This is a genomic window from Pseudoalteromonas sp. Isolate6 (genome assembly GCF_022398435.1).
GTDB classification, from domain to species: domain Bacteria; phylum Pseudomonadota; class Gammaproteobacteria; order Enterobacterales; family Alteromonadaceae; genus Pseudoalteromonas; species Pseudoalteromonas galatheae.
This window is the reverse complement of record NZ_JAKEVK010000014.1, coordinates 1-13178: the sequence shown is the minus strand read 5'-3', so window position 1 is coordinate 13178 and position 13178 is coordinate 1. Positions and strand designations below refer to the sequence as shown.

The following is a 13178-nucleotide window of genomic DNA, read 5'->3' as shown; positions in this document are numbered from 1 at the left end:
ACCTTTTCATCTGAGTGTTCGAAACTCATCTTTTATACTAAAACGTAATAGGGAAATTATGGCGATTGAACTGAAAGTACCCGTGTTGCCTGAGTTAATAGACACTGCAAAAATTACAAAACTCTACGTATCCGAAGGAAATCAAGTTGCGAAGGATCAGATCTTATGTGATATCGAAACTGCCAAGGTCCTGTTGGAGCTGCGCGCTCCCGATGCAAGTCATGTAAGCAAAATTGTGGTGAATGAGGGAGATATTTTGGAAGCTGATGCACTTATCATGTCAATCACTCCAGATGCAAAATTAAACCACTTGGTTGCACCTAAACTGAAGAGTACTCATCAGTTACTCAGTAATGAAGACATCACCGCCGAGCATGAGTTCAAAGGTAAAGGCAATATTGATGTGCAGATTGATGCATTACCTGACTTTGTAGATAGTGCGACAATTATTGAAATCTATGTCAAAGAAGGAGATGAGGTTGTTTGTGGCGATAAACTTTGTGATGTTTATACCGATAAGGCTGTTCTTGAAGTAAGTGCTCCCCACGATGGTGTAGTATGCGACTTTGTCAAAAAGCTTGAACAAACAGTTACACCTGACGAAACAATTGTCACTTTGTATCACCCCGAGTATGTCGCGTCTGAGCTCGAGCCTGAGCTACCAGAGGATAATATTGATGCTTTGATGGCTCAAGTGCTGTTAGACCCAGTTTTGGACAATGAACCCTCTACACTGGTTGAACTCAATGCATCCTCTCATCAGGCTACATGCGATAATTTAGAAGCTCAGGAAGACGTAGCGGAAGTCGAAGCAACCGATAGCACGGTTATTGATACGGACCTTAAAAATGAATCTCCCCCTCTTAGTACTCAAACTGGCGATAGCTATGTTGATTTAACAAATGACCGTGTTAGTCCAGCTTCAACGGTTTTACGATCAGAGCCTGCAGTGATTGACCATGTAAAAGAAGATTGTAGCAAAGACAGTCAAGAAGAAGATGCTAGCTCTGGCAAAGTATTTACGTTGGAAGACGTAGCGGAAGTCGAAGCAACCGATAGCGCGGTTATTGATACGGACCTTAAAAATGAATCTCCCTCTCTTGGAGCTCATACTGACAATAGTTATGTCGATTTATCAAATCGACATAATGGTGTTAGCTCGGTTTATCAATCAGAGTCTGCTATTACTGAGCCTATAGCAGAGAAGTACAACGAAAGTGAAGCTGTAAGCCCTAGTTTTGGAGGGGTGTTTGCGGTGGCTGCCGGCATAATATCTATTATGTTAGTTGGTTACTTTTTACTGGTTTAGTATTGCTGACGTAGTATCAAGAAGTCGTTCGACTAAAAAGGAGTTTTTTAATGAGTTATAACGTCGTGGCGTATCAAGTTGACGCAGAAGAATTAAAAGCAGTGTGGGGAAATAAAGATCAGCAATTTTTGGATAGGTTTTTATCCAAATATCGAGATGAAATTGCAGGGCAAGAAGAAGAGCTGGATGTTAAGGGATATACCGCTTGCATGGCGAATATTATAAATGGAACGAGTACAGATGAGGACGACGAAGATAACTTTATTTATGGCTATTTATACGAAATGCTGTGCCAAGAATTTGGTGAGATGGTTCGCCATGATGATTTTCTAGATATAATGGAAGATGTGACGCCATCTAATCATAAAGCATTTATTCCTATTCCCAAAAACGATGACTGGCCTGAATTCTACAGCGTCCCTCTTGAAGAGTTAGAGCAGGGTCGACAGGTCTTTCTTGGCAGTGACGAACCATACACTAAAGAAACTTCCTATATAGAAACGGTAAACTTCATTTTCGATACAGCAGTTCAAAACCACAAAGCTTTGGTTTTCTTTGGTTATTGATTTGCGGTTTCAATCTACCGATTAAAATCTTGACAATAAATACGACGCTATTTGGAGCTGGTCATTTAAATGTGACAGAAAATGTCGCACCACCCATATAATTTTGACATGTAACATCTAATGTGGCGTGATGTAAATCGACTACCTCTTTTACAATAGCGAGACCGAGGCCACTGCCAGTCATTGACGACTGCTCTTTACGCCAAAAACGCTCGAAGATTTTTTCATAATTTTGGATATCGATCCCAGGGCCGCTATCCATAACTTCGATATATTTTCCAGAGGCCTTTACTTTAATCTGAGCTTGCTCAGTACTGTGGCGTAGGGCATTTTCGATGAGATTCTTTATCATGATATGAATGGAGGACTGATCGCCTGTAATTACTTCTCCAGTATCATCAATTTCCAGTTCTAGCTGTTTATCCATGGTGACAGATAATGGCGCCAGCATCATACAGGCTTCTTTCGCTAACGGTACAATACTGAGCGAATGCTTTTCGTAAGCGTTAAGGCTCTGTGCACGAGACAGGTCTAACAATTGCTGTACAACACGTGTCATATAACTTACATCCGCCAAAATACCAGAGTGGGTGTGTTTATCTAACTGGGCGAGTTCAACACGGGTATTGAGAATTGCAAGCGGGGTTTTTAACTCATGGGCTGCGTTAGCAACAAATCGCTTTTGTTCATCAAAACCTGTTTCGACTCTTGCCATCGCTTGATTCAACGAATGCACAATGGGAACGATTTCAACAGGGAGACCTTGCTCACTTAGCCTAAAATTAAGCTGTTCAGGTCTAATCCGTTGGAGTTGTTCTGCAACGCTTTTCACGGGTCGGACAATAGAGCGAATAGACAGATATCCAACAACCATAAATACTAAAAATGCTGCGCTAATGATAAAAATAGAGACTTGACTCAGAGCGGGCATAACCGCTTCGTTGGCAAGCTCACCAATCAGATCATTTCTGCCCAAATCGATATTGACAGAAGTATTATCGATGTTAGCGTGAAGACGGTAACGGTCTATGCCACTAAGATGCGAATATCCGACAGGGATGTCTTCAGTAGCAATCAATGCTTGCAAAGCTGCAGAGCTACTCTCATTGGCTGTGGACTGCAGCAAGACGGCACCAGTTTGGGCGTGTGTGACTCTAAATACTAGGTTGTTGTATAAAGCATCGTAACCCCATTTCTCAGCTACAACATCAGATTGATATATTAATTTATTGTTCTTATCAAAGTAGAGTTGCTCTTGAATATCTTCACTCATACCAACCATACTTTCTTCAACAGCCATATTGGCAAAGTTGGTTGAAAAAAGGTACAAGGCAAACCCAATTAAGCTGAATACAGCAGATCCAATTATAAAAAAATGCAGAAATATCTTTTTCGCGAGAGAAAGTTGCTTCATGTCAAAATATATCCTATACCGCGCAGTGTATTGATAGTTGTTTGTGCATTGGACGATTCTAGTTTTTTGCGGATCCTGTGCACTGCAACTTGGATTGCATTATCCGTTACTTCGAAACCCATGGCATAGATAGCATCGTAAAGTGCATCTTTGCCCACGGTTAAACCTGCATTTCGGATCATATATTCTAAAATGGCAACTTCCGTTTTCCCCATCGCTAAATTTTCACAGCCAACGGTGACACGACGTGCCTTTGTATCAACAGCAAGATTGTTATGTGATAATAGGTTTCCGGTGTAGGTACTCGGGCGACGCAGCAATGCTCGAAGTCTTGCCTTAAGCTCGTCAATCGCGAAGGGTTTATTCAGGTAGTCATCTGCACCCAAATCAAGCCCTTTGATGCGATCATCGACACTGCCACGCGCGGTGAGGATCAAAATTGGTAATGCATTTTGTTGTTTTCGAATTGAGCGAATAACCTCTAAACCATCTTTATCTGGCAAGCCTAAATCTAGTATAAGGGCATCATACTGCCAGCTTTGCATTAACTGTTCATTTTGTGCAGCAGTTGCAGCAATATCAGCGGCGTGACCATCTTGAGTAATTGCTTGCTGTATAAATGTCGCAAGCTGCTGATTGTCTTCAGTGATTAGCACTCTCATTGAATCAATATTTCCTTATTTTCTGTTTCTAGTAGTGGTTTTTGAAAACGTTTACTTGATAGTAAAAACTTCAGTATAAGCGGCAATATCAGCATCATAAGCAAAGTTGAAGTCAGCAAACCTCCAATTACTGCAAAGGCGAATGGTGGCCACAAAGGGCTTGCACTGGAAGTTAGCGGCAACATGCCAACTATGGTTGTTAATGTAGTTACTATAACAGGACGAAGACGCGTTTGTACCGATAAACAAATTGCCTGCGATAGCTCTGTGCCTTGATTTAAATACTCTAGTGTATGCTCAATCAGCAAAATTGCGCTGTTCACCACAATACCCATAAGTGCTAGTACACCTAATATTGACATAAAGCCAAAGGGTACTCCGACGATAGATAACATAGCCGGCGCTCCTACAACACCGAGGGGAATAGTAAACATCACCAATATTGCTAAACGATATGAATTAAATTGCAACATTAATGCCCCAAATAACAATGCGACTCCAAAAGGAAGTGTTTGTAGTAAAGCGCCATTAGCCTGTTCTGATTCTTCCAATTCCCCACCAAACATTAACGTTACATGATGTTGCTGCGCGATTTTTAGCAAGGTCGGTTGTAACGCTTCGAGGATTTCTTCTTCGTCACTTCCCATAGCGACATCCGCTTTTATAGACATTACAAACTTGCCATCGCGCCTTTCAATAAATGGTGGTGTGCCAATAACCTCGGCATTCAACACTGCAAATAGGGGGATGCTTAGTTGGTTGGGTAGCATGATTTGAGTATTTAAAATATCAGTACTACTTTGATTAGAAGTAGTGTCAACAATCATCAAATCTATCGGTTCGAAATTATAATCAAGAGTTGTTACTTTTAATCCAGAGCTACGCCATGCGATATATTCGGCAATATCGCTGCGTGCTAAACCCAAGGCTGATAAGGTAAGTTGCTGAGCTTCTAAGTTAATGGTAGGAGCGCCCAAACTATAATTACGATATGGGGAGGTGATTTTAGGGTGCTGTCTGAGGTGCATAAGCATAGCTTCAGCGCTTGCGAATAGAGCATTGCGGTCATTGCCACTCAACCTCAACTCAATCGGGCTTTCAATAGGAGGTCCTTGCCCGAGCTCACGGGCGTTGATTAAGATTTCAGGAAATTGCTTGTTTAAATTACTATCGATGAAGCGCGAAAATTCAGGCGGGTTAACATCATCCTGCAGCGTTAATACAACTCGAGCAATATGGGATTCATTTGGTTTTTGCGCAAGGTTATAGTAGAACCTTGGACCTGAAAAGCCGCTAAATACCATCGCTTCGCTGACTTCAGGATACTGAAGGGCATACTCGGCGATTTGATTTGCTGTCTTGGTTGTAGCTTCTATGTGGCTAGCTAACGGCAATTGGACGTCAATATAAATCTGATTGCGGTTAGCATTTGGGAAGAACTTGCCGTTGGCATTGGGTAGCGAAAGTAAAGTGCATAGCATGGCAGTAGCGGCCACAATCGTGTATACGGGATGTTGTAATGTTTTATGAGCTAGCTGATAGCCAAATGTTGAAAGCTTCTGAGTAACGGTTTCCTGCCACATTTCTAGCCAAGGGATGGAAATAGGGAAATAAACAAACAGTACAGGAAGCAGTAGTAGTGCTGCAACATAACTCAATAAGATGCAGATGATAACGAGCACTGGAATAGTAGCAATGAAATCAGCGACACTGCCTTTTGCCAACAGCATGGGAACGAAGGCTGCGATAGTAGTCATTGTTGCCGCGGCAAGCGGTTTTTTCAATTCGTTCACAGAGTGCGCCAAGGAAGATCTCATCGTAAACCCTTTGCTGCGTAAATAGCTCAAGCGTTCAGCTACGATAATGCAATTATCAACCATCAAGCCTAATGAGAGTACCAAGCCGGCAATGGTCATTTGGTGAATAACGCCATCGAAAGTAATAAATAACGCAAGTGAAGAAAACACGATAGCGGGTACGGTTAAACTGATAACAATCGCACTTTGTACCGAAAGGAATAGTAATAAAACAACGCAAATAGCGATACAGCTTTGAATTAGAGAGTTTACTAATCCTTCACGGCGTTTTTGAGACCAGTCGGGCTGGAAAATCTCAATTTTAATGGGAGCATCTGTAAATCGTGCATTAATGTCGGCAATAGCTTGTTTGATAGTATCCCCTGCGTTAGCGATATTATGTTTGTTGGGCGGTAGAGATAATGCAATACCGATGACTCGTTGACCATTTTGCCAAAATTGCTCGCTTGAAGTTGGGGCAGTCCGGTAGCCAATATCAGCGATAGTGCTGAGTGGGATTTTTGACCCGTCAGGCGTTGTTATTTGTACGTCTTTTAATTGAGCGTCGTTACGCAGGTGATTGACAGGCAATAGCGATAGCGCACTTAGATTTTGCGACAATACGCCAAGGCTATCTTGCTGATTGGCATCCCGTAGCTGTTTTGCAATCTCTGCTGGCGAGAGGCCAAAAGCGAGCATTCGCTCTTGAGAATAGAAAATAGCCAATTCAAGCCCGGGGTCGCCTACTAGCGAGGCACTTCTCACAACGTCGAGATACTCAAGCTCATCACGTACTTCGAGGGCGAGCTTCCTATCTGCTGTTAATCCTTTTCCCGTGCGCACGGTTAAGACTATCCCTTGAGTATCTTGTGCTCGATCTACTACATAGAATTGGCTATCAGCTAAGCTTGCACCCAGTGGTGCTACTTCATCTTTGATGCGTTGCCAAACTAAAGCGGTATTATACACTTGCTCTTTAAGCTCGATATCGATAACGGCACTTCCTGTTTTTATCCGTGCGTGTATGGTATTAATCTCATCAATTTTTGCTAAACGTCGCTCAAGTGGCTTAACAACGACATCATTGAGTTGAGTGACACTAGCACTTGGATTTACAATTTGAATAAAGCCATTTCGATAGAGAAAGCTGGGGTCCTCCTGACTTTTTGCTTTAAACCAGCCTACAATACCTGTGAATACAAGCAGCAGAGTTAGCCCGAGTACTAGACGTGGAGTGAAATAATTAGATGGGAGAAGCTTATCCATAAACTTCCTCCTGTAACCTATTGATAGGTCTGCCAGTAATGCTTGTAAATAAGCGCTGCTGAAGTCGGTTAAATACAAAGTGCGAGAATAGGACTAATAAGCTTCTACTTTTGTTCATGAGACTCACCTTCCAATAGCGCCAAGTTAAAATTTAACTTGGCCTCCGATGTGATGAGCACGTTTTTACCCATCAGTTTTGGTGCTGTGACTATGACTTGGTTATCATCATTGTCAAAAATAGTCACATCGCGTCTTTGGACCTTGGGTTCAGTAACCAGCACATAGGCTTGCCCCAAGGCATCATAGTGGATTGCGTTGCTTGGCACTTTATAGAGTGGTGTATTGGTGATAGGGAGCTCAAGACGACTATGCAGGCCAACTAGTTCAGAGTCACTCACTTCCAAATCGACGATAAGTTTAAAAAGCTTACCAACGGCATTAGAGGGTAAACCTTTCTCTATAATTTTACCGCTTAGGCTTTTGCTTGGCGAAGGAATGGCTATGCGAACGGTTTGGTTAAGTTGTAAAGCAATAAATTCTTGTTCAGGGAGCTGAAATTCAGCCTTTAGCGTAGATAATGTCTGGAGTTGGAAAATTGGCTGTCCTGCAGAGACGACATCACCTGAACGAGCGTAAATATTGGTGACGATACCTTCCTTTCGAGCGAATATTTTGTTCTCATTCAGTGCATTTTTTGCCTCTTCAACCTGAGCTTGTGCTGCTTGGACTTGCTGGGTTGCAATATTAAACGCAAGCCTTGCGGACTCAAGCGCAGAATTTGCTATAAGCTTCTCCGTAAAGAGCTTTTTAGCTCGGTCGAAATCAATCTGCGTCTTTTGCTCAGTACGTTTAGAACTGGCTAGTAACGCTTGTTTTTCACGCAGCTGAGCGCTAAGTCTTGGAGAATAGAGGGACGCTAGCACGTCTCCTTTTTTAACTAATTGACCCGAATAGGCATATAAAGACTCAATTCTCCCTTGTGACAGTGAAGCAACATAGACAACATCACTACCTGTGATACGACTATAAAAATGCTTCGTCGGAATAGTTGTAGCTAACTCTACAGGTACTGAAATAAGCGTCGTTGAGCGTTTTTCTGCAGTAGTCTCTAGGTTTGAAGGATCACTGCAGCCCTGAAGCGTTAAGGTGATCGTTATTATTGCTAGTCTAAAAAACATACACATACCCAAGCAAAACTTGTACGTTACCAGAAGCATCAATAAGGGGAGAATCTTTTATTTCATCACCGTAACTGGTGTAACTAACATCAGCTTTAAGCATATGATGTTTACCAAAATACCAATCGCTTTGAATACCGACTTCGAGTGCAGTGCTGGATTCACCAAGGTAATAGGGTCGAGAACTTAATGCTTCGTTTACTCTGACACCATAGTAATAATCAACAAGGTCTTCACTTTGAAAGTTCGCAGCGATATACGGGTATACTCTGCCGTCAGCAAATCTAAATGGTACACCATAGCTTACGCTGGCTTCATAGCCTTTGTGTGTACTACTCACGTCATGCATGAAATCGAATCCAAATTCACCAAAGCTAGTATCATATTCTGCTTCAAATCCAGCATCGAAACTCATATCTCTGTCTTCCATGCCAGTATAGAACTTGCTATCAGCTGCCTCGAATCCATCTAACCGTAATTGAGCACCCACACTGATTTCAAATTGTTCGGCTTGATATAGTTTATAGGTTGCTCTTGGCCCTAGTAGGTTGAAGTCGCCATATTGTATGGCGATGGCCGGTACAAACTCTGTTTCATTTCCAATATCTATATAACCTTGGTCCTGAGTAATAATAGCGCCGCCGATCCCCCATTTTAGCGCTTCTGATTGGGGTTGCTGTTCAGCAAACGCTGACGAACAACAAAAGAATGAAAGAGAAGTAGTGATCGTTAATAGTAATCTAGCCATAGTCAGTATTCCTTGAGTTTAAGTAATCATGTTGATGTGGCTAGAATATAAAAAGAAACTTTCTCGAAACTTACAGCTCAGTAATTAATCATATAAACGCAAAGTTCCTTAGTTCTTATTGCCGTGATGACTGCAAAAGCTTAGTATCAGGTAACTTCGCAAGCGTTTGAGTGCTTGGTGTATAGGAATCAAAACCGATTTGCTGAATAATTTGCTATGTAACGCACCGCGTAAATAACGATAGAGTAAAATGCTTTTCGGTAATCTAAAAAGAAGAAAAGGGTGAACAATGAGTGAAGAACAAAACCGACCGCAGCAAGAGGCGTTAACACCAGAACAGCAACACCAAAGGTCAATACAATGGCAACGTAGCTGCGTGCAAGCTGCACAAAAACATCTCGCGGATAAAGGGGTGCTACCGCAAAGTATTCTTGAAAAAGAGTGTCGCTATATTGAGCCAATGGTTGCACTTTGGAAAATTAAAGGTCAAAACGGCAAGAAGTATTGGGTTATCACAGGTAACTTACCGACGGACCATATTGAGGCATCTGCCGCAGCGACACCGCGTGAAGCTTTGCGTTACTTTTCGTTCCACTGGCAAATGAAAGCGGAAGAGATCATTTCTGCAAAACCAGTAGACAAGACACAAGCCCAGTTTGCTAATCTCTTAGTAAATCGAGCTCACGGATTATACGAGCTTTTCTCTAAAGATGAGCTTTGGGCTAATGAAGCATCGTAAATGGGTCGGTTTTAAGTGATTGAATAGGGCATTTCAAGCGCTGTCTCGGAATGCCTGCTTCCATGAATACATGCCCATGTGCAGAAAACCCTGACTGTAAAAATTCAGGCACCTCATCCAAAATACATTGAATAAAGACGGTCTCAAAGCCTTTGTCTTTTGCGATATCGACAAGTCCCCCGATCAATGAAGCATAGGCAGCACGATTACGGTGAGATTTGAATATAGCAATGCGACTTAATAGTCCGTCTTCACAAAGCCTCCCTGTGCCCACGGGTCCATCCAAATCATCAATAATGATTAAGTGCTCGGCAGTAATATCTTGCTGATCAAACTCAACTTCTTTGGGAATATGAAGTTCATACACAAATACGCGCTCGCGTATTGCCTTAAGCTCCAATTTTTTGGTTTGCCAATTCACTCTTCTGATCTTGTAACTCATACTGCCCCCATCTACAGATTACACCTGCATTCCCTGTTTAGCGACAAGCTAGAGCTTGCGAAAGCCATGAATCACAAAGCTTTCGCGGCATATTGTTATTTTTGTGAACGCGACTATCTTGTTCTAACAGGCTCTACTCCCAGCCCTCATCGAAGTCAGCATCGGCTGGATCGCTGTCTTCAATGAAGTAGGTCCCATCATTTATCAGTTTAGTTAACGTTTGTTTAAATTCCAAACTATTTAATGCAGGAATTATTGCATTAAACTCAAACACAACTTGATCGGTTAGCTGCTTTACGGCATCTAAACAATGATGGTCTAATTCATAGTTTTCACCATTAACACTGAACAAAATATGATCGTCAACGATTTGGTAAATGGCACGTACCCCACCTGCGCGATAAATCAATGGGTTTTCTCTGGCAATTTCAAAAAGCGCTTGGGAGTCAATAGCGGGGTCTAATGGCGCTAGATCCATTTCATGTTTTGGTTCGCTGAGTGTTTTTCCAAGCCATTGGCTATATAGCGCCTTATCTTCAATTAAAGCGCTGAGAAGAGACTTAATTTGCTGTTGGTCGTCGCAGGTCACTTCGCCTATAGACGCTCTGAGTTGTAATTCTGGGTCGCTAAAACGGCGTTTTCCAGCTTCCACATCAATGATGTGGTCAGCAAAGCTAGAAAGCAAATCTTTTTGATCAGGCGCTCTAAAACCAACCGAATAGTTTAAAGCATCTTCAACCGCGTAACCTTCGTGAGGACAAGCTGGTGGAATATATAAGATATCACCGGGTTCAAGAACCGCATCAATAACTGCTTCGAATTGCTCTACTTGTAGTAAACTCTTATTGCGTGCAAATTGCTTTAGGCCATTATCGCGTTCACCAACTCTCCAGTGACGTTTACCTTGCCCTTGAATTATAAAGACATCATATTGATCTAGGTGTGGACCGACACCGCCACCAGGAGTCGAAAAGCTAATCATCAAATCGTCTATGCGCCAATTTGGTATGAATCTAAATGCTTCTATTAACTCCGCGGCTTGTGGGTGCCAGTGATCAACGGCTTGAACCAATAGCGTGCTGTTACTATCGGTGAGTAAATCAAATTGTTCAAAAGGGCCGTGATGGGCTTCCCAGTTATCATTATGATTAGTAACAATTCGAGATTCTATGCATTCTTCAGTTGCAAGGCCGGCAAGTTCTTCTGGCTCAATTGGGTCTTCAAAGTCTCGGAATCCTTGTTTGATGAGTAATGGCTTTTTTTGCCAATACTGGGCAAGAAATTGTTCGAAGGTAAGGTCATTAATTTGCAGTTGATACATAGGGAAATTCCAGTAATAAAAAAGCGAAAGAGTGCACTCTTTCGCTTATTCTATACCAAGTAGTAAAAAGCTGGTGTCGCTTTATACTTAGTTTAGTTCGTCAATGAACGCTTCAGCACGACCGATATAGTTTGCTGGCGTCATTTCTTTCATTTGTGCTTTTACTTCATTTGGCAAGTCTAAGTTATCGATGAACTCAGCCATGATTTCTTTGTTTACGCGTTTACCACGAGTAAGATCTTTTAGCTTTTCATATGGCTTTTCGATACCGTACTTACGCATTACCGTTTGGATTGGCTCTGCTAGTAGTTCCCAGTTATCATCTAGCTCAGCAAGTAAACGCTCAGCATTAACTTCTAACTTGCTGACACCTTTAAGCGTAGCTTGATACGCGATAAGCGCATAACCCATACCAACACCTAAATTACGTAAAACGGTTGAGTCAGTTAGGTCACGTTGCCAGCGTGAAACAGGTAGCTTTTGTGCAAGATGGGCAAAGATAGCGTTAGCAATGCCAAGGTTACCTTCAGAGTTTTCAAAGTCGATAGGGTTAACTTTGTGAGGCATTGTTGAAGAACCAATCTCACCAGCAATGGTTTTTTGCTTGAAGTGGTTTAGCGCGATATAACCCCAAACGTCACGGTCAAAATCAATTAAGATAGTATTGAAGCGTGCAATCGCATCAAATAGCTCAGCGATATAGTCATGCGGTTCGATTTGCGTTGTGAATGGGTTCCAAGTCAAACCTAGGCTTGATACAAAACGTTCACTGTGTGCATGCCAATCGTAATCTGGATAAGCGCTTAGGTGAGCATTATAGTTGCCAACGGCACCATTGATTTTACCCAGCATTTGTACGTTAGCGATTTGCTGACGTTGACGTTGCAGGCGAACATACACGTTTGCAAACTCTTTACCCATGGTTGATGGTGAAGCAGGTTGGCCGTGTGTACGAGTCATCATTGGAATTGACTTATACTCAATCGCTTTGTCTTTGATTGCGCTCAGTAGCTCGTCACAGTATGGCAGTAATACCGTGTCACGCGCTTCGGTGAGCATTAGGCCATGAGAAAGGTTATTGATGTCCTCAGAGGTACATGCAAAATGAATAAATTCATTGACTGCGTTTAGCTCGGCATTGTCAGCTACTTTTTCTTTAAGAAGGTATTCTACAGCTTTAACGTCGTGGTTAGTGGTGCGCTCAATCTCTTTTACGCGTGCTGCGTCTGCTTCGCTGAAGTTTTCAACAATGCTGTCAAGAAGTGCGTTGGCTTCATCGCTGAAAGCAGGTACTTCTGTAATGGCGTCGCTGCTCGCTAGCGCTTGTAGCCAACGAACTTCTACGATGACGCGGTATTTGATCAAGCCAAATTCACTGAAGATGCTTCTCAGTTCTTTGGTCTTGCTACCATAGCGACCATCCACTGGAGAGATAGCGGTTAACGCTGAAAGCTCCATAATAACTCCTAACTATTTGTTTTTGAACGATACTTAGATAGTGGCATTAGAACCACTACGAATTTTATACCAACTTGATTAATTAAGTGGTCTACTTTTAGGCGATAAAATCTAGTTGATAACACCGCTTCCGCATCCTGCTCACGCCAAAGTACCTGCATCCATGTAGGCAAGGCGAAAATTTTTTATTTAGTGTTCTAAATAAAAAGTTTTTAACGCTGTTAGCGTCAGATTTGCTCCTTCAAATTGAGCAAGTATTAAGACAAATTGGTATTACAT

Annotated in this window: 11 protein-coding genes; 3 read left to right on the top strand and 8 right to left on the bottom strand. The window is 42.1% G+C overall.

Annotated features, from left to right (window positions below):
- Positions 1–58 precede the first annotated feature (58 nt).
- Together L1D50_RS03390 and L1D50_RS03385 are read left to right on the top strand one after the other, a co-directional pair.
- Complete coding sequence (locus L1D50_RS03390; RefSeq protein WP_138523074.1) at positions 59–1309, top strand: biotin/lipoyl-containing protein; 1251 nt, start codon at positions 59–61, stop codon at positions 1307–1309.
- Positions 1310–1359: 50 nt separating this feature from the next.
- Positions 1360–1875 carry a hypothetical protein gene (locus L1D50_RS03385; RefSeq protein ID WP_239965521.1) on the top strand — a complete coding sequence of 172 codons (516 nt, stop codon included), beginning with the start codon at positions 1360–1362 and terminating at the stop codon, positions 1873–1875.
- Positions 1876–1936: 61 nt separating this feature from the next.
- Here L1D50_RS03385 and L1D50_RS03380 read toward each other — a convergent pair whose 3' ends face one another.
- The 5 genes from L1D50_RS03380 to L1D50_RS03360 all read right to left on the bottom strand — a co-directional run bounded on the left by L1D50_RS03380 (position 1937) and on the right by L1D50_RS03360 (position 8939).
- Positions 1937–3289, bottom strand: a complete 1353-nt coding sequence (locus L1D50_RS03380; RefSeq protein WP_239965520.1) for an ATP-binding protein — start codon at positions 3287–3289, stop codon at positions 1937–1939.
- On the bottom strand, positions 3286–3951 hold the full coding sequence (locus tag L1D50_RS03375; protein WP_045988096.1) for a response regulator transcription factor: 666 nt from the start codon (positions 3949–3951) through the stop codon (positions 3286–3288). Before L1D50_RS03375 ends, L1D50_RS03380 begins: the two co-directional genes overlap by 4 nt.
- Positions 3948–7013, bottom strand: coding sequence for an efflux RND transporter permease subunit (locus L1D50_RS03370; RefSeq protein ID WP_128726009.1), 3066 nt, complete (start codon positions 7011–7013; stop codon positions 3948–3950). The genes L1D50_RS03375 and L1D50_RS03370 overlap by 4 nt, the downstream gene beginning before the upstream one ends.
- A 104-nt stretch (positions 7014–7117) precedes the next feature.
- Positions 7118–8191, bottom strand: a complete 1074-nt coding sequence (locus tag L1D50_RS03365) for an efflux RND transporter periplasmic adaptor subunit (protein ID WP_161568674.1) — start codon at positions 8189–8191, stop codon at positions 7118–7120.
- Entirely contained in the window at positions 8181–8939 is a 759-nt protein-coding gene (locus L1D50_RS03360) for a MipA/OmpV family protein (protein WP_128726011.1), read from the bottom strand. Before L1D50_RS03360 ends, L1D50_RS03365 begins: the two co-directional genes overlap by 11 nt.
- Positions 8940–9228: 289 nt before the next feature.
- Here L1D50_RS03360 and L1D50_RS03355 point away from each other — a divergent pair, with 289 nt between their 5' ends.
- The gene (locus L1D50_RS03355) at positions 9229–9678 is read left to right on the top strand and encodes a DUF4826 family protein (protein WP_128726012.1); all 450 of its coding nucleotides are present in this window, start codon (positions 9229–9231) and stop codon (positions 9676–9678) included.
- Here the strand turns inward: L1D50_RS03355 and L1D50_RS03350 are convergent.
- From L1D50_RS03350 to purB, 3 genes are all read right to left on the bottom strand, one after another.
- A complete protein-coding gene (locus L1D50_RS03350; RefSeq protein WP_128726013.1) occupies positions 9662–10120 on the bottom strand; it encodes a GNAT family N-acetyltransferase in 459 nt (152 codons plus the stop codon). The genes L1D50_RS03355 and L1D50_RS03350 overlap by 17 nt on opposite strands.
- Positions 10121–10253: 133 nt before the next feature.
- Positions 10254–11441, bottom strand: a complete 1188-nt coding sequence (locus L1D50_RS03345; RefSeq protein ID WP_128726014.1) for a cupin domain-containing protein — start codon at positions 11439–11441, stop codon at positions 10254–10256.
- 87 nt (positions 11442–11528) lie between these two features.
- Complete coding sequence (gene purB, locus L1D50_RS03340; RefSeq protein ID WP_239965519.1) at positions 11529–12899, bottom strand: adenylosuccinate lyase; 1371 nt, start codon at positions 12897–12899, stop codon at positions 11529–11531.
- Positions 12900–13178 lie beyond the last annotated feature (279 nt).

Coding starts and splice junctions, on each gene's coding strand:
- L1D50_RS03375 (WP_045988096.1), bottom strand. CDS start 3,951: ATGAGAGTGCTAATCACTGAAGACAATCAGCAGCTTGCGACATTTATA.
- L1D50_RS03345 (WP_128726014.1), bottom strand. CDS start 11,441: ATGTATCAACTGCAAATTAATGACCTTACCTTCGAACAATTTCTTGCC.
- L1D50_RS03355 (WP_128726012.1), top strand. CDS start 9,229: ATGAGTGAAGAACAAAACCGACCGCAGCAAGAGGCGTTAACACCAGAA.
- L1D50_RS03390 (WP_138523074.1), top strand. CDS start 59: ATGGCGATTGAACTGAAAGTACCCGTGTTGCCTGAGTTAATAGACACT.
- L1D50_RS03350 (WP_128726013.1), bottom strand. CDS start 10,120: ATGAGTTACAAGATCAGAAGAGTGAATTGGCAAACCAAAAAATTGGAG.
- purB (WP_239965519.1), bottom strand. CDS start 12,899: ATGGAGCTTTCAGCGTTAACCGCTATCTCTCCAGTGGATGGTCGCTAT.
- L1D50_RS03365 (WP_161568674.1), bottom strand. CDS start 8,191: ATGTTTTTTAGACTAGCAATAATAACGATCACCTTAACGCTTCAGGGC.
- L1D50_RS03380 (WP_239965520.1), bottom strand. CDS start 3,289: ATGAAGCAACTTTCTCTCGCGAAAAAGATATTTCTGCATTTTTTTATA.
- L1D50_RS03370 (WP_128726009.1), bottom strand. CDS start 7,013: ATGGATAAGCTTCTCCCATCTAATTATTTCACTCCACGTCTAGTACTC.
- L1D50_RS03360 (WP_128726011.1), bottom strand. CDS start 8,939: ATGGCTAGATTACTATTAACGATCACTACTTCTCTTTCATTCTTTTGT.
- L1D50_RS03385 (WP_239965521.1), top strand. CDS start 1,360: ATGAGTTATAACGTCGTGGCGTATCAAGTTGACGCAGAAGAATTAAAA.